Here is a 20,072-nt window from a genome sequence, read left to right on the forward strand (position 1 = left end):
GTCTCCTTAGGCGAGTTTCTTGAGCAGAGCTTCAGCGGTGGCCTCTGATGAGCCGGGGTTCTGGCCGGTGATCAGCAGGCCATCGACGAGCACATAAGAACTCCAGTCGTCGCCCTTGCTGTACTCACCGCCGTTCTCCTTGAGCATGTCTTCGACCAGAAACGGCACCACCTTGGTCAGGCCAACGGCCTCTTCTTCGCTGTTGCTGAAACCGGTGACCTTGCGGCCAGCCACTACCGGTTTGCCATCGCTGCCTTTCACGTGGCGCAGTACGCCGGGGGCGTGGCATACCGTGGCGACGGGCTTATTGGCGGCCAGGGCGTCTTCGATCAGGCGCACGGAGGTGGCACTTTCGGCCAGGTCCCACAGCGGGCCGTGGCCGCCGGGGTAGAACACCGCGTCGAATTCGGCGATGTTCATGTCGGCAAGTTTATGGGTATTGGCCAGCGCTTTCTGGGCGTCGAGGTCCGCCTGGAAACGGTTGGTGGCATCGGTCTGGGCGTCCGGCGCGTTGCTGCTGGGATCCAGCGGCGGCTGGCCGCCTTCCGGAGAGGCGAGGGTTAGTTCGGCACCCGCATCGATGAAGGTGTAGTAGGGCGCGGCCAGCTCTTCGAGCCAGAAGCCGGTCTTGTTGCCGGTGTCGCCAAGTTTATCGTGTGAGGTAACGACAACGAGAATTTTCATGGTTGAGTCCTTTCTTGGGTGGGCGTTAAGTTGGATGAGAGGTTTAACAGAGCGTAGGTGGCTTTCAGCGCAGCATCCAGCGGCACCTGGTCGCGGGTAATCTTGGCGCGCAGGCTGGCGCCCAGCCACAGCTGGTACAGCGTGGTGGCAAGCTCGGCGGCGTTGCCCTGGTTCGCGTTCAGGCCGGGCAGCGAGCCATCTTCGACGCCGGCTTCGATGGTCAGGGCCAGCCGGGTGATGACTCGCTCGGTGCCGCGTTGCAGCACCTGGCGCATACGCTCGGAAAGGTCGCTCACTTCCGCCGCGAGCTTGACCGCCAGGCATTTGCCGCGCGGGTCGCCGTGGTGCTGGGTGTCCCGCCAGTTGGCCCAGTAGCTCATCAGCCGCTCGGCATTGGAGGCTTCGGCCTGGCTCAGGCGCGCTTCAAGCTGTGTGAGATAGCGGGTGAAGTAGTCTTCCAGCAGCGCTTCGCCAAAAGCCTCCTTGGAGCCAAAGTAGTGATAGAAGGAGCCCTTGGGCACCCCGGCGGCCTTGAGAATCTCGTTAAGGCCCACCGCGGTGAATCCCCGGCCCGCAATGATCAGCTGGCTGGTGTGGAGAATACGCTGCCGGACATCGCCGGTAACTGGTGTCGTGTTCATACCTGAAGCTTACGCCTGATTAGACCAGTCGTCTAGTGGGGGTGCTGACGTCTACTTCCAGAGAGCGTCGAGCGGACCGCCCACCGGGGAAGTGCTGGGTACGGTTACTTTTGCCACTCGCGCCTGGGCTTCGGCAAGCTTGGCCGGGTCGCCACGCTCTATCTCCGGGGCTTGCCCTGGCGGGTAGGCGCCTACCATGCAGAAGTCATCGTCCGCTTCCAGGCTTGCGTGGCCAACGCCTGCGGGCAGCACCAGCACGTCGCCTTCGTTAAGCATGACGTCGCGGCCATCCGGCCCGCCCAGCCGCGCGCGGGCTTGCCCGCGAAAGATGCCCAGCGCTTCGTGAGCCGTGGAGTGAAAATGATCGAAATCGTACAGGTGGTAGCGCCAGGCCGGCGGCCAGCCGTGGCGCTTGAACAGCGCTTCAAACCCCTCGGCCCGCTCTTCGGCACTGTGGGCGTCGAGCGCCCGGCGATAAATCAGTACGGGCAGGGGGGAGTTGGGGTAGCCGTTTGCTGCGTCGCTTTCCAAATGCAGGCGTTCGGGTTGCGGGATAGACATTCTGGCCTCCTTGTGTGGATGTTCTTTCTGCATATCGTTAGCGTGACTCGAGCCTAACTCAAGCATAGCCGAGCCAATCGATCAGCGGCTGGCCGGGCTTAAAAGCGGCGATTGTTGGCCGATACTGGCGGCAATCGGTATCCTGTTAGTGACGTTAACCATCATTACGCCACTTTTCGCGAGCTCTTATGACCCAATCCAAGACACCTTTCATTGTGGTGCTGAGCCTGGCATTGACCATGATGCTCGGCCCGTTTTCCATGGATACGTATCTGCCGGCCTTTCCGGTTATCGGCGAGTCGCTGGATATTTCCCAGCAGGCGGTCTCGCTGAGCGTGTCGGTGTATATATTTGCGATGGCGTTGGGTCAACTGATCGGCGGGGCGCTTTCAGACCGCTTCGGCCGCCAGCGAGTGCTGATGAGCGGGCTGGCGATCTTTGCGCTATCCAGCATTGCCATCGGCATGGCGGACTCCTTGAACACCCTGCTTGGAGGGCGGGCGGTTCAGGCGATAGGCGCGGGGTTGACGCTGGTATCGGTACCGGCGCTGGTGCGTGACCGGGTGTCCGGGCGCGATGCCGCGAAGCTGTTCTCGATGATGGGCTTTATCATGGTGCTGGCGCCGGGCATTGCGCCAAGCGTGGGTAGCGCGATTCTCTCGCTTGGTTCCTGGCACTATATCTTCTTTGCCCTGGCGGCCTACGCGGTGCTGCTGGTGCCGCTGCTGGTGCGGGTGCTGTTCTCCGGCAAGCGCAAGGTCTCGCGCGCCAAAAGCCCCCAGATGAGCCTGCTGGCGCGCTACAAGCTGGTGCTGTCGACCAAGCCGGCGCTGCCGTTCATTGCCTGGCAGGCGGCGTCTTTTTCTACCCTGATGATGTTCATTACTTACGCTTCTTTCATCTATCAGGGGCACTTCGAGCAGTCGCCTTCGAGCTTTTCGCTGTTGTTTGCAGCGAACATCGTCGCCATGCTGATCTTCAATATCCTCAACCGGATACTGCTTTCCCGGCTGCCGTCGTTTCGTATTCTTCAGTTGGCCACCGGCTGCCAGGCACTCGGCATTGTGCTGCTGGTGATGGCGGCGTTCATGGAGTGGCCGATGTACGCCTTCCTGGTGGCCATGATGCTGACCATCGGCACGGTCGGGGCCATCTCGCCCAATATTCAGGCCTGCTTTCTGGAGTACTTTCCCACCAGCGGCGGAACCGCCGCCGCGCTGCTGGGTGCGGCCCAGTTCGGTATCGCGGGCATCCTCAGCGCGCTCTCCGCCGTGCTGCCGCATACGCTGGAAGCGGTCGTGCTGGCCATGGCGGCCTGTGGCTCAGTGGCGTACTGGCTGCTGGCTCGTTCGATCATCAAGGAGCGAGCGGCGGTCAAGGCGCGCTGAGTCGGGTTCAAGATGGGCCTGGAAGAAGACCGGCTGGGCGGTTCGGGCATAGGCTGCTGGCGCCTGGTACGAAAGGCAAGGGTGATAGGCAGAGCATCAACGTCGCCTGTCAAAATAGAAAGCCTTCTAGGTTATCCGGGTAGTCTCACGACCACCTTGATTTCAAAATCGAAGCCTGCCAGCCAGTTTACTCCGACCGCCGTCCAGGCTGGATAAGGCTTGCCGGGAAACGCTCGGCGCTTGGCCTCCATCACGGTAGCGAATTGGGTTTCAGGGTTTGTGTGGAACGTCGTGACGTCGAGAATATCGTCAAAGCTTGCACCGGCGGCTTCCAAAACGCTTTGCAGATTATCGAAGGCCAGCTGTACCTGCGTGGTGAAATCCGGCTCGGGCGAGCCATCTTCACGGCTGCCCACCTGGCCCGAGACAAAGAGAAAGCCATTCGAACGAACGGCGGCGGAATAGCCATTCTGCTCGTAAAGATCCTGCCGACCCTGGGGGAAAATAACGTCGCGTTGTGCCATGGTGTTCTCCATCTGTCGTTGATGTTGATCTGGTCGTTGAGTTAACTGACTCTAGACCGGCGTTAGCGGTGGATAAACGCCAAGTCCTGATCAACACTGTTTGCACTTTCCAAACAATCACATGGCGGCATCAGCATAATGGACCGTTTTCATGCCATGCAGGCATTTGCCCGGGTTGTCGAAACAGGAAGTTTCACCAAGGCGGCTGAAACGCTGCATATCAGCAAGACCAGCGTTACCCAACTGGTGCAGCAACTGGAGGCGCGCTTGCGGGTGAAGCTTCTTAACCGTACCACGCGTAAGGTAAATGCAACCGCGGATGGCGCAGCCTACTACGAACGCGTCATCAGGCTATTAGCCGATATGGACGATGCTGAAACCAGCCTCTCCCACGCCTCGGCGACGCCCCGTGGCCGGCTTCGAATCGATGTGCCAAGCCCCTTTGCTCGCATGATTCTGATACCGGCCCTGCCGGCCTTCTATGCCCAATACCCCGACATTCACATCGATATGGGGGTAAGCGACCGCTTGGTGGATTTGATCGATGAAAACGTGGATTGCGTGGTGCGCGGCGGGGAGCTTACCGATTTATCGTTGATGGCACGCCGGGTAGGTGAGCTGAGCCTTGGCATTTACGCCGCGCCTGGCTATCTACAAACGGTAGGCGTACCTGAACACCCTAACGTGCTCTCCAGCCCGCCGCATTACACCGTCGGTTTCAAGTGGCGGGCCGGGCTGGCTTATGCCTATACCCTGCACGGCGAATCGGAGAGTGTCAGCGTTCAGGGGCGCTGCCGGATTACCGTCGATGATGGCAATGCCGCGCTTGCCGCAGGGCTGGCGGGGCTCGGCGCTGTCTCGCTACCCGAGTACATGGCTCGGGAACACGTATCGCGTGGCGAACTGGTACGCCTGTTCGATGGTTGGCACCTGGATCCCATGCCGCTATTTATTGCATTTCCGCCAAACCGGCATGTCAGCGCCAAGCTGCGTGCGTTCATTGATTGGGTAGTGATGCTGATGGAGGAGCCGTTACCCGGTACGTTAGCTGAATGACAAGAGGCGCCCAGCCTGGAAACACCATTTTACCTTCCGCCATGCCGCCCCAGCGGTATCATCATCGGCTTGCCGGTGATCGGGTCTTCTATTACCCGGCTTTGCAGGCCGAACACGTCGCGCACCATCGCCTCGGTCAGAATCTTCTCCGGCGGGCCGACGGCGTATACCTTGCCCCCCGCCATGGCGACCAGCTGGTCGGCGTAGCGGGCGGCCAGGTTCAACTCGTGGAGCACCATGACGATGGTGGTGCCGCGCTCGCGGTTGAGGTCGGTGAGCAGGTCGAGTACGTCGACCTGGTGGTTGATGTCCAGAAAGGTGGTGGGTTCATCGAGCAGCAGCACGTCGGTCTGCTGGGCAAGCGCCATGGCGATCCATACCCGCTGGCGCTGCCCGCCGGAAAGCTCGTCCACGTGGCGCTCGGCAAGCTCGCTCATGTGCGTGGCGGCCAGGGCGTCGGCCACGGCGGCTTCATCAGCGGCGCTCCAGCGCTTGAATAGCCCCTGATGCGGGTGGCGGCCGCGGCTGACCAGTTCCAGCACGCTGATGCCTTCCGGCGCGATGGGCGACTGGGGTAGAAAGCCCAGCTGCTGGGCCAGGCGGCGGGAGGGCAGTTGGTGAACGTCCTTGCCGTTCAGCAGCACGCCGCCCTTGGCGGGGGTAAGCAGGCGGGCAAGTACGCGCAGCAGCGTGGATTTTCCGCAGGCGTTGGCGCCTACGATGGCGGTGGTGTGGCCGGCGGGTACCTTCAGGCTGACGCCATCGAGAATGGTGCGCTCCCCGTAGCCTGCCACCAGGTCCTGGGCGAGTAGTGAGGAAGCGCTCATAGGGTGCCTCGGGTCTTGTTGTCACGAAGGATGAGATACAGAAGATAGGGCGCGCCCAGCACGCCGGTCACGATGCCGACCGGGTAGCGGGCAGGCAGCAGAAACTGGCCCGCGTAGTCGCCCAGCAGCACCAGAAGCGCCCCCACCAGGGCAGAAGGCACCAGCAGCGAGGCGCCCCGGCCCATCAGCCTTGCGGCAATCGGGCCTGATAGAAACGCCACGAACGCAATGGGGCCAGAAACCGCGGTGGCAAACGACACCAGCGCCACGGCGGTGATGACCACTACCGCCCGCGTAACGCCTAAGCGAACGCCCAGCCCGGCGGCCAGGTCATCGCCCATGCGCAGGGTTTCAAGGTCCTGGCGGCGGCTGAACAGCAGCCCGCCGAACAGCAGCAGGGCGATGAACAGCGGCAGCGCTTGATCCAGCTGAGCGCCGTTGACGCTGCCGGTGATCCATCGCAGGGCTTCCTGCAGCGTCCAGCTGGGGGCGCGCATCAGCAGGTAAGCGGTAACGCTTTGCAGCATGGCGGCTAGGCCGATACCGATCAGAATCAGTCGGGCGCCGGTCACGCCCTGGCGCCAGGAGAGCGTGTAAATCAGTAGCGCCACGCCGAGCCCCGCGCCAATGGCTACCAGCGAGACCGCCGGGCCGCTGAGCGAGAGCACCACGATGGCAAACACCGCGCCGGTGCTGGCGCCGGTACTGATACCGATGATGTCGGGGCTTGCCAGCGGGTTGCGCAGCAGGGTCTGAAAGGCGATGCCGCCGAGGCCAAAACTGGCGCCCACCAGCACGCAAACCACGGCCCTTGGCAGGCGCAGCTCGCGCACGGTAAAGGTCGCGCCCGGCACGTCGGCGCCGCCCAGTACGCGCAGCACGGTGGTAAGCGGTGTGAAGGACTGCCCGAGCATCAGGGTGAGCACGACACCTGCCATCAGGCAGGCCATGAGCACGAAGATCATCCTGGCACGGCGTCGGGCGGTTGCCCGGCGTATCTGGCGGAAGGTAGCCGCCGTGCCGGTCGAAGAGATCGTCACAGCGAGCCAACCTTGCGGTTGCGCACGATCCAGATAAAGACCGGTGCGCCGACAAAGGCGGTGACGATGCCCACATCCAGCTCGGCAGGGTGGGCTACCATGCGGCCCGCGACATCGGAGAACGTGAGTAGCACCGCACCGCCCAGCGCGGAGAAGGGCAGCAGCCAGCGGTAATCGCTACCGGCCAGCAGGCGGCAGGCGTGGGGCACGACCAGCCCCACAAAGCCAATCGGCCCACACACGGCGGTAATCGGCCCGCATAAAAGCACGGCACCTACCGCCGACATGGCGCGGGCCACGGCTACCTTTTCCCCCAGCCCGGCGGCGGTGTCATCGCCCAAGGCCAGCATGTTGAGTTTGCGCGCGGCGAGCAGGCTGATGATAAACCCGGCTGCCAGAAACGGCAGCACCGGCAACAGCTGGTCATAGGTCGCACCGCCGACGCCGCCCACCATCCAGGACTGTACCAGCCCGCCGATATCGCCCCGGGGCAGTACCACGGCGGTGGTGAGCGAGCTGAGGGCGGCAGTAATCGCGGCCCCCGCCAGCGCCAGGCGCAGCGGCGTGGCGCCACCCCGGCCTAGGCTTGCAATGGCGTAAACCGCGCAGGCCGCCACCGCCGCGCCGGCAATGGCGGTCCAGATATAGCGTTGCGTCTCAGCGATACCGAACCAGGCAATGCCTATCACCACGGCAAGCGCGGCCCCGGCGTTGACACCCAGAAGGCCAGGGTCGGCCAAGGGGTTGCGGGTCAGCCCCTGCATCACACCGCCGGAAACCCCAAGCGCGGCCCCGGCCAGCATGGCCAGCAGCGTGCGCGGCAGGCGGCTGGCCACGGCAGCATCGCCCATGGTGTCCACCTGACCGCTCAGCGCCGCGGTAATTTCCGCCCAGCCCACGTTGCGCGCGCCCAGCGCCACGGAGAGCATGGCGGCCAGGCCCAGAAGCCCCAGCAGCACTGCACCGCCCGCCATTCGGCGCGCGGCGTGTTGTTTAAGGGCGGCAACGGCTGAGCCAGTAAAGGCTGTGCTGCGGTTACTGACGTGCAGCTTCAAAGAGCAGGTCGGCATAATCGTCCAGCAGCCAGGAAATCGACATGGGGGTAGGGTTGGCCGCCGTGCCCAGCGGCGTATTGCCGAGCAGCACAATCGCGCCGCGCTCTACCACCGGCAGCCGTGAAGTCAGCGGGTGCGCGTTGAGCTGATCGATCAGCGCCTGGCCGCCATAGGTGACCAGAATATCCACATCGTCAAGCTCATCGATCAGCTCGGAGCTGATCTCGCCGGAGAATTTGCCCGGGGTGGAGTTCTGCTTGACCACTTCCGGCGACACCAGACCTAGGTCGTGGAAAAAGCGTACCCGCGCGTCGTTGTCGGTGTAGAAGGCGATACGCCCCAGGTTGGTGGGATCGAGATGAGTGACGAACATGGCGGTCTTGCCCGCAAGCTCGGGATGGTTTTCGGCGGTGTCGGCAATCTGCGCTTCGATATCCTCGATCAGCGCCTGGCCCTCTTCCGCCATGCCCATGCCGGTGCTGTTCAGACGGATCATGTCGCGCCAATCCGTGGCCCAGGGGCCTTCCGGGTAGGCCACTACCGGGGCAATCTGGCTCAAGGTAGCGTAGTCGGCTTGGCTGAGGCCTGAGTAGGCGGCCAGAATGACATCGGGCTGGCTTGCGGCCACGGCCTCAAAATCGATGCCGTCGCCTTCATCGAACAGGGCCGGGGGAGCGGCGTCCAGTGCCTCCAGTTTGGCTTTCACCCAAGGCAGCAGTCCGCTGCCGTTCTCGTCGCCAAAGTTGGCCGCCGCAAAACCCACCGGCACCACGCCAAGCGCCAGCGGCACTTCGTGATTGGCCCAGGCCACGGTGGCGACGCGTTCGGGCTTTTCAGCCAGTACCGTGGTGCCGAGTGCGTGTTCGATTTCCAGCGGAAATTGCTGCGCGCCTGCCAGGGTCGGCGCAAGGCCGAGGGTGGCAAGCACGGCAAGGCAGAGGGTTTTACGGTCAGGCAGCCAGATCATCGTGTTCTCCCGTTCAAGATGTGAGCGCCTCCCTTCGGCCAATACCCAAGGGAGGCGGTCGTGTCAGCGTAAGATCATCGCCTGGTGTCAGAACGCGTAGCGCAGGGTAGAGGAGATACTGGCGGGCTCGCCGTAAACGCCGTAGCCCGCTACGTTGCTGTAGTACTTCTCATCGAGCAGGTTCTTGACGTTGACCTGCAGGCTCAAGTCAGGCGTGAACTGATAGCGGCCGAACAGGTTGACCAAGGTGTAGTCGCCTTGCTCGAACTCGCTGGGAATACCGGCCGGAGTGGTCAGGTTGTTGGCAAACAGGCTGCTTTGCCAATTGACCCCGCCACCCACGGTGAGAGCGCGGTGCTGGGGCACGCTGTAGCTGGCAAACAGGTTGAACAGCGAGCGCGGCTGGTTGATGTTGAGCGTCTCGTCGTCGGTCTTGGCGGTGAAGTGGGAGTAGCCGACGGTCATGTCCAGGTCGTCGGTCACGGCACCGCTCAGCTCCACTTCGAAGCCTTCGCTTTTGATGCCCTCGGCGGCCGTATAGACCGTTTCGGTCTGGCCGGGTGCGCCCGGCAGCGCGGCTGCCACATTATCCTGTTCGATACGGAAGACCGAGACGGAGCCGTTCAGCAGGCCGTCGAGCCAGGCGGCTTTTAGCCCGGTCTCGTAGCTCTTGCCCACGACCGGGTCCAGATAGCTGCCGTTGATATCAAGATAGTCCTGCGGCTCGAAGATTTCGGTGTAGCTGGCAAAGGCTGAGTAGGTGTCGTTGAAATCAAACACCAGGCCGCCGTAGGGCGTGACTTCATACTGGCTTTGACGGTCCAGGCGGCGGAACTCGGTCATGCCGTTCCACTCGGTATAGCGCGCGCCGGCAATCAGCGTGAGCGGGTCGGCAAGCGAGAAGCGAGCGGCGGAGTACATGGCCTTTTGCCGCGTGCTGGAGGCTTCAGACGGGGCAAAGGGCGCCCAGCCTTCGTTGGGGGCCGCGCCGTTCCAGTTGTTGAAGTCATCGACTTCGAAGCCATCGATGAAGGTATTCTCGTAGTCGTTGCTCTGGTCACTGTAGCTTGCGCCGATGACCAGCTCATGCTCGCGCCCGGCGAGTTCGAACGGCCCGCTTGCCTGGGCGTCAACGGAGTCGACCTCGCGGTGCCCGCGGTTCCAGCCGGTATAGAAGAACACGCCGCTGCCATCCGCGCGGTTGGGCAAGGTGCCTTCCACGTAGGGGTAGGCCAGCTTGCCGTCCATGTCGGTTTCTTCATGGGTGCCCACGACGCGCGCCTGCCAGCCGTTGTCGAATTGATGGCTGATTTCGGCAAACACCTTTTCGGATTCGAAATCGTAGTAGGACCAGTCCGGCGCGACGCTGAACGAGCGCGAGTAGTTGGTCGGCGTGCCGTCATCGAACCATAGTGGCAGGCCACCCCAGGTGGGCGAGGAGGTGTGGCTGTCCTGATAATCAAAACCCAGCGAGAGCGTGGTGGCGTCGGTCACATCGGCATCGATCACGCCGTAGCCGAAGGTGCGGCGCTTGTCTTCACGGTCCAGATGGGCACCGCCTTCTTCATAGCCGCCGATAAAGCGGGCGCGCACGTCGCCGGAGGCGCTCAAGGGCGTTGTCACATCAAACGTGCTGCCGCGCTTGTCCCAACTGCCTAGCGTGCCGGAAATCGAGCCGGTCAGTTCGCGGCTGTCGGCGCGCTTGCGCACGAAGTTGACCGATGCGCCCGGATTGCCCGAGCCGGTCGTCAGGCCGTTTGCCCCGCGAACCACCTCGACCCGGTCGTAGATGGCCGTATTCAGGCGGCCTTCGCCAAAGTACCAGCGGCCATCACGGTTGAGCGTGGGGATACCGTCGTACTGGAAGCTGTTGATGCGAAAACCGCGGGAGTCAAAGCGAACGCGTTCGCTATCGATGTTACGTGTCGAGATGCCGGTAGTGTTGCGCAGCACCTCTTCGATGGAGTCCAGGTTCTGGTCGCGGATGCGCTGCTCGGTCACGATACTGATCGCCTGAGGCAGCTCTTTCTGGGTCAGCGTCAGGCCGGTGCCGGCATTGGTGCTGCGGCGGGTATAGCCTACGTTGTCATAAAGGTTGGTCGCCGTGACGGTGACCGTTTCCATCGCCTGGGAGTTGCCATCAGCGCTTTGTGCCAGGGTACTGCCTGATGCAAGTACGGAGGCAGAAACAAGCGCGGTCAGCGTAACGCACCGCCAGGAACGAGAGCCACTGACAACCGCATGGTGAGGCACGCCGTGGCGTGTCATGTTCAAGACATGATGTGATGACGTTTTCATAAGATCCCTTGAGGTGCGCTTGGCCGCGCTTATTTGCAGTTTTATGCATATTAATAGCCAAGGATCATATAAAAACGGTTCTTAAATGTAAATGCGCTTGAGAATGTTTAGTGTTTGCAGGTGTCCTCGATTATTTTTTCAAATTCTGTCGAGACTGGCTTTCTAGGGTATCGGAAAACAGTATGCCGCCCACCCGGTGGTGGGTGCGCGGCAGTAGTTACCTGATGGTGTAAATAGCGCTGGAGGTCAATGCCGAAGGGGCTGGTCACTCACGCTCGGATGGGGATAACCCCGGTACAGGCTCGGCATCTGAGGCGGGCAGGCTGTTTTCCATGGCGGCCAGGGCAATCTCATAGCAGTCGTCGATGTGGCTATTGCCCATGTACTTCATCGCGGTAAAGCTGATGCTGCCGGCCACGGCGCTGCCGATGAACGGCACGTACTTGGTCACGTTCTTGGCCGCTATCTTGCCGCTCATCTTCTGCAGCAGCATGACGATCAGCTTCTTGGTAATGTACTTGCCGGCCATCTTGCTGCCCACGTTCGAGATGGCGGTCATCACCATGATCTTGGATTCCGTATCCAGGCTGTCGATCTGCTCCGGCGTCAGGCCAAACTTCTCGTTGATCTTGGGGATCAGCCTTAACAGGATGGCCACATCCGATCCCACATCCACGCCGGGAATGGGCACGATGGCGGCCCCGGCCGAAAGGCTCGAACTGCGGGTAACCATCGTGCGGCAGACCTTTTTGATGTCGTCGAGTTCTTCCCTTGTTTCGATCATGTACTGCTCCTTTTTTGATGCCATCCCTTCACTGTAGTCGATACGGCCTGATACATGCGGCCATTTTGGCTCAGTGTTCTTTGCCTTGCGTTATCCACACCCGCTTTCACTGCAGGCGGGTGTGTGGTCATAAAGCGTCTGAATGATTCGGCAGTCGGCGGCCTTGCCGCCCCGACACTGGTGAATGACCTGACGCAGTTCGCCGGCCAGCGCCTGCAGCTTGGCAATGCGTGCTTCCAGGTGATGAAGATGGCGGGTAGCGATAGTGTCGGCCGCGCCGCAGTCGGTATCCGGATGATCGGAAAGTGTCAGCAGCTCCTGAATGCTGTGCAGGTCAAGCCCCAGGCTGCGCCCGTGACGAATGAAGCCGATGCGCTCTACTGCCGCCTGATCGTAATAGCGGTAGCCCTGTTCGCTGCGCCTGGGTGACGGCAGCAACCCCAGCTTTTCATAATGTCGGATGCTTTCCGGCGAGCAGCCCGTGCGCTTAGCCACTTCGCCAATGCGATAAGCAGTTTTCATCGGCTTGACCCTGTAACGATTACAGAGTTTAGGCTAGCCGCTATTACTACCGCGGACAAGCAGGTGATGATATGGCGCTGGTTTCGGAGCTTTTGCAGATTGCGTTGACGGCGGCCCCGTGGCTGCTATTGGGGTTGGTGATTGCCGGGCTGATCAAGGCGTGGCTGCCGGAGAGCTTATTACAGCGCTGGATGGGCGGGCGCGGCATGGGCAGCATCGTGCGTGCGGCGGTGATCGGCATGCCGTTGCCGCTGTGCTCCTGCGGCGCCATTCCGACCGCCATTGCCCTTCACCGGGGCGGTGCGGGGCGCGGGCCCACTACCTCGTTTCTGATCAGTACGCCTGGGGTGGGCGTGGATTCCATTCTGCTGACCAGCGTACTGCTTGGCCCGTTGATGGCCATCGTGCGCGTGGCGGGGGCGCTGGTAACTGCTATCGTGACCGGGGTGCTGGTGGGATTTACTCGTGAAAAGCAGATATCCACGCCCGCCGTATCCAGCGGATGCTGCGCATCATCGGGTTGCAAGGCGCCTCAGCCAGATACCGGCAATCCGGTGGGTCTGAAAGCCGGGCTGCGCTATGCGTTCAGCGATCTGCTGGATGATCTCAGTACGTGGATGTTTGCGGGCCTGCTGCTGGCCGGGGTGCTGGTTACGCTGGTACCGCCGGATACGCTGGCCTATTACTCCGGCGGCCTGCTGGCGCTGATACTGATGGCGGTGGTGGGCATTCCGCTCTATATCTGCGCGGCTGCTGCCACGCCGGTGGCGGCCGGGCTGCTGCTGGCGGGGATTTCTCCGGGCATGGCGCTGGTATTTCTGCTGGCAGGGCCGATCACCAGTCTGGCGACACTTGCCATCCTGCGTCGCGAGCTGGGTACGCCCGCGCTGGCCGTCTATCTCGCCAGTGTGCTGGCGGTAACCGTGCTGGTAGGCTGGACGTTTGATACGGTACTGGGCATGACCGGCTGGAACCCGGTGGAGCAGGCCAGTACGATACAGGAGCTGTTGCCCATGTGGTTTGAGTGGCTGGCGCTGAGTGCATTGGCACTGGTGGCCATTCGGCCGGTTCGCCGGCAGCTGCTGGGATTTTGAGTCACTCTGTGCTTAAAACCGACTGAACGCAAAACGCCGAGTGGAAGCCCACTCGGCGTTTGATTGCCCGTCAGCCTATCAGGTGTCTGAGGGCTGTTCGGGCTCTTCTGCGGGGGCTTGTGTTTCAGGGGTATCTGTTTCGGACACGTCCGCTTCGGACGCTTCTGCTTCAGGTGTTTCTGCATCCGGCGCTTGCGCTACCGGCGGGTTATCCGGCGTTACCCGCCAGATGGCGTTGGTCAGGTCGTCGGCGATGATCAGCGCGCCTTCCGGGTCAACGGTCACGCCGACCGGGCGGCCGAGTGCCCGGCCGTCATCGGTAAGAAATCCGGTGACGAAATCAATCGGGTCGCCGTCAGAGATCTGGCCGTTGCTGAAAGGAATGAAACTGACCTTGTAGCCGACCGGGTCGGTACGGTTCCAGCTGCCGTGCTCACCCACGAACACGCCTTCTGCGTACTCCTCGCCCATGGCAGGGGTGGAGAAGTCCACGCCCAAGGGTGCCACGTGGGAGCCCAGGCTGTAATCCGGAGCAATGGCGGCTTCGACTTTTTCAGGATTTTCCGGGCGTACACGCGGGTCAACGTGCTGGCCCCAGTAGCTGTAGGGCCAGCCGTAAAAGCCGCCTTCCTGAACAGTGGTGAGGTAGTCGGGCACCAGGTCCGGGCCCAGCTCATCGCGCTCGTTCACCACCGCCCAGAGCTGGTCGGTATCCGGCTGAATGGTCAAGGCGGTTGGGTTGCGCAGGCCGGTGGCGTAGGGGCGGTAGGCGCCGGTTTCGGCGTTGATTTCCCACACTTCGGCACGGTCGATTTCTGCTTCCATGCCGCGCTCGGTGATATTGCTGTTCGAGCCGATGCCCACATACAGGTATTCACCGTCGGCACTGGCGGTCATCGCCTTGGTCCAGTGGTGATTGATTTCGGCCGGCAGTTGGGCAATCACTTCCGGTGGGCCGCTGGCTTCGGTTTGTCCCTCTTCGTAGTCAAAGCGCACCAGGGCATCCTGGTTGGCCACATACAGATTACCGTCCACCAGCGCCAGGCCGTAAGGTGCGTTCAGGTTTTCGGCGAAAATCATCTGTTCGTAGTTGCCGTCACCATTTTCGTCGCGCAGCAGGGTCAGACGGTCGCCGCTTTCCACCGCGGTATTGCCTTGATCCTTGATGTAACCGGCAATCACGTCCTTGGGTTTCAGCGCCGGCGCATTGCCGCCGCTGCCTTCGGCTACCAGAATATCGCCGTTGGGCAGCATGATGGTTTGCCGCGGCACCTTGAGGTCAGAGGCAATCATGCTGATGGTATAACCCTCGGGCACGGTAGGCATCCGGTCGCCCCACTCGGCAGGCTCGGGTACCGTCATTTCCGGCAACAGCCCACGCTGGGGTTCAGGCAGGTCCGGGTTGGGGCCGTAAAGCTGCTGGGCGCTGGCGCCACCGGCAACCAGCAGCATGGAAAGCGGGGTGACATAGCAAACGCGGGAAAGCTTCATGCTTTACCTCCGGCAGTGGGACGGGCGAAACCAATCACGATGGCCGCGAAGGTCAGTACACAGACGATAACGGAAAGAACCAGGCCAGTCGGCATCATGGCCCAGGCATCACGGGCGTGAACCAGCGCATTGATAAAGCCCAGTATCCAGGTAACCAGTAGCAGAAGTAGATACACCCAGCCAAGCACGCTGCGCCGATGGGCACGAATCAGGCCGATCACCGCGCACAGCAGGGTAAAGCCTGCAAACACCAGGCCGCCAGCGATCAACCAGGAAGCAAAAGTGCTCCACTGGATATGGTAGCTCGTTGAGTAGGCGTAATCGCTTAACAAGGCACCCAGAAAAAGCGGCAGGGTTCCTGCAAGCAGTACGGCGTGAATCGGGTGCAGCGCACTTCGATAGATGCGATCAGTAGTTGCCACCATGGCAGGCTCTCCCTTGCTGAGTAAGCTGAGTCTTGCGCCGTTTTTCGGGCGGCAAAACCATGAGCGTTCGGGCGGAGTATAGTTGAGGCGTAGGGGGCGTGCCCAAACGATGCGGTGCGACGGGTAAAACAAACGCCCCAGAACATCACTATCAGCAACCGAGCTCACTATACATAGGCATATTGCCTTAACATGACGAGTGCCGCGAAGGCTGGTGAATCAAGCGACTGGCGGTTACCTATCTTTTATAACCCGTCTTTCATAAGAGAAAACGCAGGCCATGAAGAGAGCCCGTCTTTACCAGCAGCTGGCGCCTGAGGCGCGTGAGCAGATTGGTCTTTCAGTCATCAACCGGGTCATCTGCGCGCTGATCCTGCTTGCCTCGCTGACCGCTATCCTCGAGACCGAACCCACGCTTCGTGATCGAGCGCCCGGGCTCTTTATGGCGCTGGAGACGCTGTTTGTGGCGCTTTTTACTGCCGAGTATAGCCTGCGGCTTTATGCCGTCGGCGAGGACCCGCGCTACCGCGGCTTGAAGGGGCGGCTTCGCTATATCTTCAGCTTCTGGGCGCTGGTGGACCTGATCGCTATCCTGCCCTATTTTCTGGGCTTTCTAAGCCACAACAATGCGTTTTTACTTCGTCTGCTGCGTTTGACGCGCATGCTGCGACTTGCCCGCCTGGGCCGGTTCAGTCAGGCGTGGTCGGCGCTGGCGGATGCCTTGAAATCCCGCTCCCACGAGCTGTGGCTAAGCGCCGGCGTGGCCGGGCTATTGCTGCTGTTTTCCTCCTGCTGCCTTTACGTGGTGGAAGCCGCCGCACAGCCAGAAGCCTTTGGCAGCGTACCGCGCGCGCTATGGTGGAGCATCGCTACCCTGACCACCGTCGGTTACGGCGATGTCACGCCAATGACCGCCCTTGGCAAACTGTTTGCCGGGCTAACCGCCGTGGCGGGCATCGGGCTTATTGCCATGCCCACCGGCATTCTGGCGGCGGCGTTTAGCGATGAGTTTCAGAACAAGCGCGGAAAATAGTGCGCAGGGTGCGCCGCTCACGAATCACCGTGCAGAATGCGTGAAAGCGATGCCTCGATATGGCGCTGCATGGCCGTTCGGGCCTTCTCAGCGTCGGCTTCACGAATCGCATCGATGATGGCGTTGTGCTCTTCCGTGACCTGCCGGGACTGCAGTATTCGCGGAAGATCCGAGGTTTTTTGCCCCAACTTGACGGAGAAGACCACGCCGGTTTGCAGGGCCAGTACCGAGCTCAGCAGAAATTTGTTTTCGGCAATCTTGGCGATCTGGACGTGAAAGTCGAAATCTTCCTGGGTACCTTGCCCGCCGTTTTGATGCACTTTTCTTAGAATACGGCTCTTCTCTTCCAGGCGCTGCATATCGCTGTCGCTGCGTTTTGCTGCCGCCAGCGCCGCCGATTCCGTTTCAATCAGCATTCTGAAATCAAACAGGGCGATAAGGTCGCTGAAGTTGTTGACGAAGTTGGGCGCATCCAGCGCGGTGGTGGGGCGGGCGACGACAAACAGCCCGGAGCCCTGGCGGGAGGCAACCAGGCCTTCGTCCTTTAGCTGGGCAATCACCTGGCGTGTCGCGCTGCGGCTGAGCGCGTAACGGCCTGCCAGTTCCGCTTCGGTAGGCAGGCGGGCGCCGCGAAGATACTGGCCGCGAAGAATCCAGTTGCGCATGTCGTCGTACAGGTCTTTCGCCTTTTCGACCTTTGTCTTTGTTGTCACGTTGTCAAACTCTCTTCCCGGGCTGTTTTTATTTAAAAACAATGCACTGGCGTTATTTTGCAAAGTTGATTCTAAACAAATTGATAAATTTGTTTAGCCAGCGTGTACTTGGGTGGTTGGTTCAAGCACTCAATAAGGAGACAACAATGCGCGCTCGCCATCAACTGACCACGCTGCTCTTGGCACTTTCCATCACCCCTTTTGCTCAGGCGGATAACTTCGTTTTCGGGCATATCTACGAGGCCAGCCACAGCCATCACAAGTGGGCCTTGTGGGCGGCGGAAGAGATCGAAAAGCGTAGCGAAGGTCGCCACCATATCGAGGTGTTTCCCTCTTCCCAGCTGGGTAACGAAGTTGAGCTCAACGAAGGGCTGGACCTGGGTACGGTCGATATCATCTATACCGGCAACGCCTTTGCGGGTAACGCCTACCCGCCGATTGCGCTGGGCAGCGCGCCGTTCGTGTTCCGCGACTTCGACCACTGGATCGCCTATTCCCAAAGTGATCTGTTCAAGGAGCTTACCCAGGGCTACGAAGACACCACCGGGCACGTACCGCTGGGTCTGATCTATTTTGGCCAGCGCCACGTTACGGCCAACAAGCCGATTCTCACGCCGGAAGACATGCAGGGCATGAAGATTCGCGTGCCGGACGCCCCTCTGCTGCTGATGTTCCCAAGAGCCGTGGGCGCCAACCCGACGCCAATCGCGTTCTCGGAAGTCTATCTGGCGCTGCAACAGGGCGTCGTGGATGGTCAGGAAAACCCGCTGCCCATCATCAAGGCGATGAAGTTTGAAGAGGTGCAGTCGGACATCTCCCTGACCGGCCATATCTTCGATAGTCAGCCGATCATCATGGGAGGCAATAGCTGGTCGCAGCTTTCCGAAGAGGACCAGACGCTGTTCCGCAACGTCTTTCAGGAAGCGGCCGAGCAGGGCAGCCAGGATATTCACCAGCAGGAACTCGATCTGGTGTCCTGGTTCCAGGAGCAGGGTACCGAAGTGCACGAAGTGGATCGTGATGCATTCGCTGAAAAAGTCAGGCCGAGCCTGAGCGGCGAGAGCGTGGGCTGGAGCGCCGATCAATACCAGCGCCTGGAGGCGATCGAGTAATGCAAACCGATAAAGACACGCGTCGGGATGCGATGACGTCGATGTCGGTATCTCCCGGCCGCGAAAGTGCGGCCGGGGGGGAATCCGGGTTGTCGCCCACCGCAAGTGACACTACTCCGGCGCCGAAGTGGGTTCTTGAAGACCACATAGCGCTTGGCGTCATGATCCTGCTGGGTGGCGTGGTGTTTGCGCAGTTTCTGTCGCGCTACGTATTCAACCACTCGATTGGCTGGACCGAAGAGGGCGCCCGCATGCTGCTGGTGCTGCTGGTGTTCATCGGCGCGGCGGGGGCTGCCTCGCGAGGCGCGCATATCAACGTCGAGATTCTCGAACTGATGCTGCCCGCCAGGGCCAAGCGCTGGCTGCGCGGGTTCAATAACCTGCTGAGCGCCGCGTTCTTTGGCTACGTGGCCTGGCTTGCCTGGCAGGTAGGGCAGCGGGTGTGGAATTCCAGCATGAGCACGCTGCCCATCTCCAAGGGTTGGCTTTACACCGTGATCGCCGTGGCCTGCGCGGCAATGGCATTTCGTATGGCGCGCCAGGGCATTGCCTGTTGGCGCGGCAAGGAGGGGGGATGATCATTCTGCTGTTTGTGGCGCTGGCGTGCCTGCTGTTGGTGGGTGCACCTGTCGCGGTGGCGCTGGCCGGGTCGTCGCTGGTTTACCTGCTCGTCTCGGGCAAGATTCCGGACATCATTCTGATTCAGCGCATGGTGGGCGGGGTAGATAGCTTTCCGCTTCTGGCGGTACCGTTCTTCATTCTGGCGGGCAACCTGATGAACGTATGCGGCGTGACCGAGCGCATCTTCCGCTTTGCGAATTCGATTGTCGGGTGGACCCGCGGTGGGCTGGGGCACGTCAACGTTGGCGCCTCGGTCATCTTCGCCGGCATGTCCGGCGCGGCCATTGCCGATGCCGGCGGCTTAGGTGCCGTTGAAATCAAGGCGATGCGTGACCAGGGCTATGACGTCGATTTTGCCGTGGGAATCACCGGCGCCTCCTCGACCGTGGGGCCGATCATTCCGCCGTCGCTGCCGCTGGTGGTATACGGGGTGGTGGCCTCGGCCTCGATTGGCCAGCTGTTCATTGCCGGCATCGTACCGGGGCTTTTGATCGCAGCGATGCTGATGCTGATGGTGGCCGTCATTTCCCACCGGCGCGGCTATCCGATTGGCGAGCGCTTTTCAGTGGCGCGCCTGCTTTCTTCCTTCATGCACGCGTCGTTGTCGCTGATGATTCCGGTGATCATTGTGGGCGGCATCGTGCTGGGCATCTTTACGCCCACCGAAAGCGCCATTGCAGCGGTGGCCTACGTGCTGGTACTGGCAACGCTTGTGTACCGCAGCGCCGGCTGGCGCCAGATCATGGCGGTGTTTCGTGAAACCATCGAAATGACCTCGGTAGTGCTCCTGATCGTGGCGGCTTCCTCGATCTTTGCCTGGATACTCACGCGTGAAGGCGTGCCGACGGCCTTTGCCGGGGCGGTCATGGCGGTTGCCGACAACCCGATTGTCATTCTGCTGCTGATCAACCTGATTCTGCTGGTCGTAGGCTGCTTCATGGAAACCGTGGCCGCGATCACCATCCTGACGCCCGTACTGCTGCCGCTGGCCGTACAGGCCGGGGTCGACCCTGTTCAGTTCGGCATCATCATGGTACTGAACCTGATGATCGGGCTTTTGACGCCGCCGGTGGGGTTGGTGCTGTTTATTCTGGCCCGTGTTGCCGATATCTCGTTCCCGCGAGCGGTCAAGGCAACGCTGCCCTTTATCGCAGCGCTTTTAGTATCGCTCTTGTTGATTACCTTCATTCCCGCTTTGACGCTATGGCTGCCTAGCCTGATCTAGCCTGGAGACTT

At 61.3% G+C, this 20,072-nt stretch carries 21 protein-coding genes; 7 read left to right on the forward strand and 14 right to left on the reverse strand.

Going from position 1 to position 20,072, the window contains the following annotated elements:
• Positions 1-6 precede the first annotated feature (6 nt).
• The 3 genes from B0H98_RS07180 to B0H98_RS07190 are packed head-to-tail and all read right to left on the reverse strand — an operon-like array spanning position 7 to position 1,886.
• Entirely contained in the window at positions 7-684 is a 678-nt protein-coding gene (locus B0H98_RS07180) for a type 1 glutamine amidotransferase domain-containing protein (protein ID WP_106374385.1), read from the reverse strand.
• Complete coding sequence (locus B0H98_RS07185; protein ID WP_106374386.1) at positions 681-1,325, reverse strand: TetR/AcrR family transcriptional regulator; 645 nt, start codon at positions 1,323-1,325, stop codon at positions 681-683. The genes B0H98_RS07180 and B0H98_RS07185 overlap by 4 nt, the downstream gene beginning before the upstream one ends.
• Before the next feature lie 51 nt (positions 1,326-1,376).
• Positions 1,377-1,886 carry a cupin domain-containing protein gene (locus B0H98_RS07190; RefSeq protein ID WP_106374387.1) on the reverse strand — a complete coding sequence of 170 codons (510 nt, stop codon included), beginning with the start codon at positions 1,884-1,886 and terminating at the stop codon, positions 1,377-1,379.
• A 188-nt stretch (positions 1,887-2,074) separates the two neighbouring features.
• Between B0H98_RS07190 and B0H98_RS07195 the strand changes: the two genes are divergently transcribed.
• Positions 2,075-3,274, forward strand: a complete 1,200-nt coding sequence (locus tag B0H98_RS07195) for a multidrug effflux MFS transporter (RefSeq protein WP_106374388.1) — start codon at positions 2,075-2,077, stop codon at positions 3,272-3,274.
• A gap of 131 nt (positions 3,275-3,405) precedes the next feature.
• On the opposite strand, the gene B0H98_RS07200 is transcribed toward B0H98_RS07195, so the two are convergent.
• Positions 3,406-3,798: a RidA family protein gene (locus B0H98_RS07200; protein WP_106374389.1), complete on the reverse strand. Its 393-nt coding sequence runs from the start codon at positions 3,796-3,798 to the stop codon at positions 3,406-3,408.
• 138 nt (positions 3,799-3,936) lie between these two features.
• Here B0H98_RS07200 and B0H98_RS07205 point away from each other — a divergent pair, with 138 nt between their 5' ends.
• Complete coding sequence (locus B0H98_RS07205; RefSeq protein ID WP_106374390.1) at positions 3,937-4,854, forward strand: LysR family transcriptional regulator; 918 nt, start codon at positions 3,937-3,939, stop codon at positions 4,852-4,854.
• A 29-nt stretch (positions 4,855-4,883) separates the two neighbouring features.
• Here the strand turns inward: B0H98_RS07205 and B0H98_RS07210 are convergent, their stop codons facing one another.
• The 7 genes from B0H98_RS07210 to B0H98_RS07240 all read right to left on the reverse strand — a co-directional run bounded on the left by B0H98_RS07210 (position 4,884) and on the right by B0H98_RS07240 (position 12,347).
• Complete coding sequence (locus B0H98_RS07210; protein WP_106374391.1) at positions 4,884-5,681, reverse strand: ABC transporter ATP-binding protein; 798 nt, start codon at positions 5,679-5,681, stop codon at positions 4,884-4,886.
• The gene (locus tag B0H98_RS07215; protein ID WP_244183015.1) at positions 5,678-6,721 is read right to left on the reverse strand and encodes a FecCD family ABC transporter permease; all 1,044 of its coding nucleotides are present in this window, start codon (positions 6,719-6,721) and stop codon (positions 5,678-5,680) included. The genes B0H98_RS07210 and B0H98_RS07215 overlap by 4 nt, the downstream gene beginning before the upstream one ends.
• Complete coding sequence (locus B0H98_RS07220) at positions 6,718-7,695, reverse strand: FecCD family ABC transporter permease (protein ID WP_208623593.1); 978 nt, start codon at positions 7,693-7,695, stop codon at positions 6,718-6,720. The genes B0H98_RS07215 and B0H98_RS07220 overlap by 4 nt, the downstream gene beginning before the upstream one ends.
• Positions 7,696-7,756: 61 nt before the next feature.
• Positions 7,757-8,743, reverse strand: coding sequence for an iron-siderophore ABC transporter substrate-binding protein (locus B0H98_RS07225; protein ID WP_106374393.1), 987 nt, complete (start codon positions 8,741-8,743; stop codon positions 7,757-7,759).
• A gap of 87 nt (positions 8,744-8,830) precedes the next feature.
• On the reverse strand, positions 8,831-11,041 hold the full coding sequence (gene fhuE / locus B0H98_RS07230) for a ferric-rhodotorulic acid/ferric-coprogen receptor FhuE (protein WP_244183016.1): 2,211 nt from the start codon (positions 11,039-11,041) through the stop codon (positions 8,831-8,833).
• Positions 11,042-11,306: 265 nt separating this feature from the next.
• The gene (locus tag B0H98_RS07235; RefSeq protein ID WP_106374395.1) at positions 11,307-11,825 is read right to left on the reverse strand and encodes a hypothetical protein; all 519 of its coding nucleotides are present in this window, start codon (positions 11,823-11,825) and stop codon (positions 11,307-11,309) included.
• A 90-nt stretch (positions 11,826-11,915) separates the two neighbouring features.
• Positions 11,916-12,347 carry a MerR family transcriptional regulator gene (locus B0H98_RS07240; RefSeq protein ID WP_106374396.1) on the reverse strand — a complete coding sequence of 144 codons (432 nt, stop codon included), beginning with the start codon at positions 12,345-12,347 and terminating at the stop codon, positions 11,916-11,918.
• 71 nt (positions 12,348-12,418) lie between these two features.
• On the opposite strand from B0H98_RS07240, the gene B0H98_RS07245 reads away from it, so the two are divergent.
• A complete protein-coding gene (locus tag B0H98_RS07245) occupies positions 12,419-13,441 on the forward strand; it encodes an SO_0444 family Cu/Zn efflux transporter (RefSeq protein ID WP_106374397.1) in 1,023 nt (340 codons plus the stop codon).
• 78 nt (positions 13,442-13,519) lie between these two features.
• Here the strand turns inward: B0H98_RS07245 and B0H98_RS07250 are convergent, their stop codons facing one another.
• A complete protein-coding gene (locus tag B0H98_RS07250) occupies positions 13,520-14,932 on the reverse strand; it encodes a PQQ-dependent sugar dehydrogenase (RefSeq protein WP_106374398.1) in 1,413 nt (470 codons plus the stop codon).
• The gene (locus tag B0H98_RS07255) at positions 14,929-15,357 is read right to left on the reverse strand and encodes a DUF2231 domain-containing protein (protein WP_106374399.1); all 429 of its coding nucleotides are present in this window, start codon (positions 15,355-15,357) and stop codon (positions 14,929-14,931) included. The genes B0H98_RS07250 and B0H98_RS07255 overlap by 4 nt, the downstream gene beginning before the upstream one ends.
• 280 nt (positions 15,358-15,637) lie before the next feature.
• Between B0H98_RS07255 and B0H98_RS07260 the strand changes: the two genes are divergently transcribed.
• Positions 15,638-16,390 (forward strand): potassium channel family protein, encoded by a 753-nt coding sequence (locus B0H98_RS07260; RefSeq protein WP_106374400.1) that lies wholly within the window; start codon positions 15,638-15,640, stop codon positions 16,388-16,390.
• 17 nt (positions 16,391-16,407) lie between these two features.
• Here B0H98_RS07260 and B0H98_RS07265 read toward each other — a convergent pair whose 3' ends face one another.
• Positions 16,408-17,103: a FadR/GntR family transcriptional regulator gene (locus B0H98_RS07265; protein WP_146130242.1), complete on the reverse strand. Its 696-nt coding sequence runs from the start codon at positions 17,101-17,103 to the stop codon at positions 16,408-16,410.
• A 146-nt stretch (positions 17,104-17,249) separates the two neighbouring features.
• Here B0H98_RS07265 and B0H98_RS07270 point away from each other — a divergent pair, with 146 nt between their 5' ends.
• The 3 genes from B0H98_RS07270 to B0H98_RS07280 are packed head-to-tail and all read left to right on the forward strand — an operon-like array spanning position 17,250 to position 20,061.
• The gene (locus B0H98_RS07270; RefSeq protein WP_106374402.1) at positions 17,250-18,215 is read left to right on the forward strand and encodes a sialic acid TRAP transporter substrate-binding protein SiaP; all 966 of its coding nucleotides are present in this window, start codon (positions 17,250-17,252) and stop codon (positions 18,213-18,215) included.
• Complete coding sequence (locus tag B0H98_RS07275) at positions 18,215-18,793, forward strand: TRAP transporter small permease (RefSeq protein WP_106374403.1); 579 nt, start codon at positions 18,215-18,217, stop codon at positions 18,791-18,793. The genes B0H98_RS07270 and B0H98_RS07275 overlap by 1 nt, the downstream gene beginning before the upstream one ends.
• Entirely contained in the window at positions 18,790-20,061 is a 1,272-nt protein-coding gene (locus tag B0H98_RS07280) for a TRAP transporter large permease (RefSeq protein WP_106374404.1), read from the forward strand. Before B0H98_RS07275 ends, B0H98_RS07280 begins: the two co-directional genes overlap by 4 nt.
• Positions 20,062-20,072: the final 11 nt, after the last annotated feature.

The organism is Vreelandella songnenensis (assembly GCF_003002925.1).
Lineage (GTDB): Bacteria > Pseudomonadota > Gammaproteobacteria > Pseudomonadales > Halomonadaceae > Vreelandella > Vreelandella songnenensis.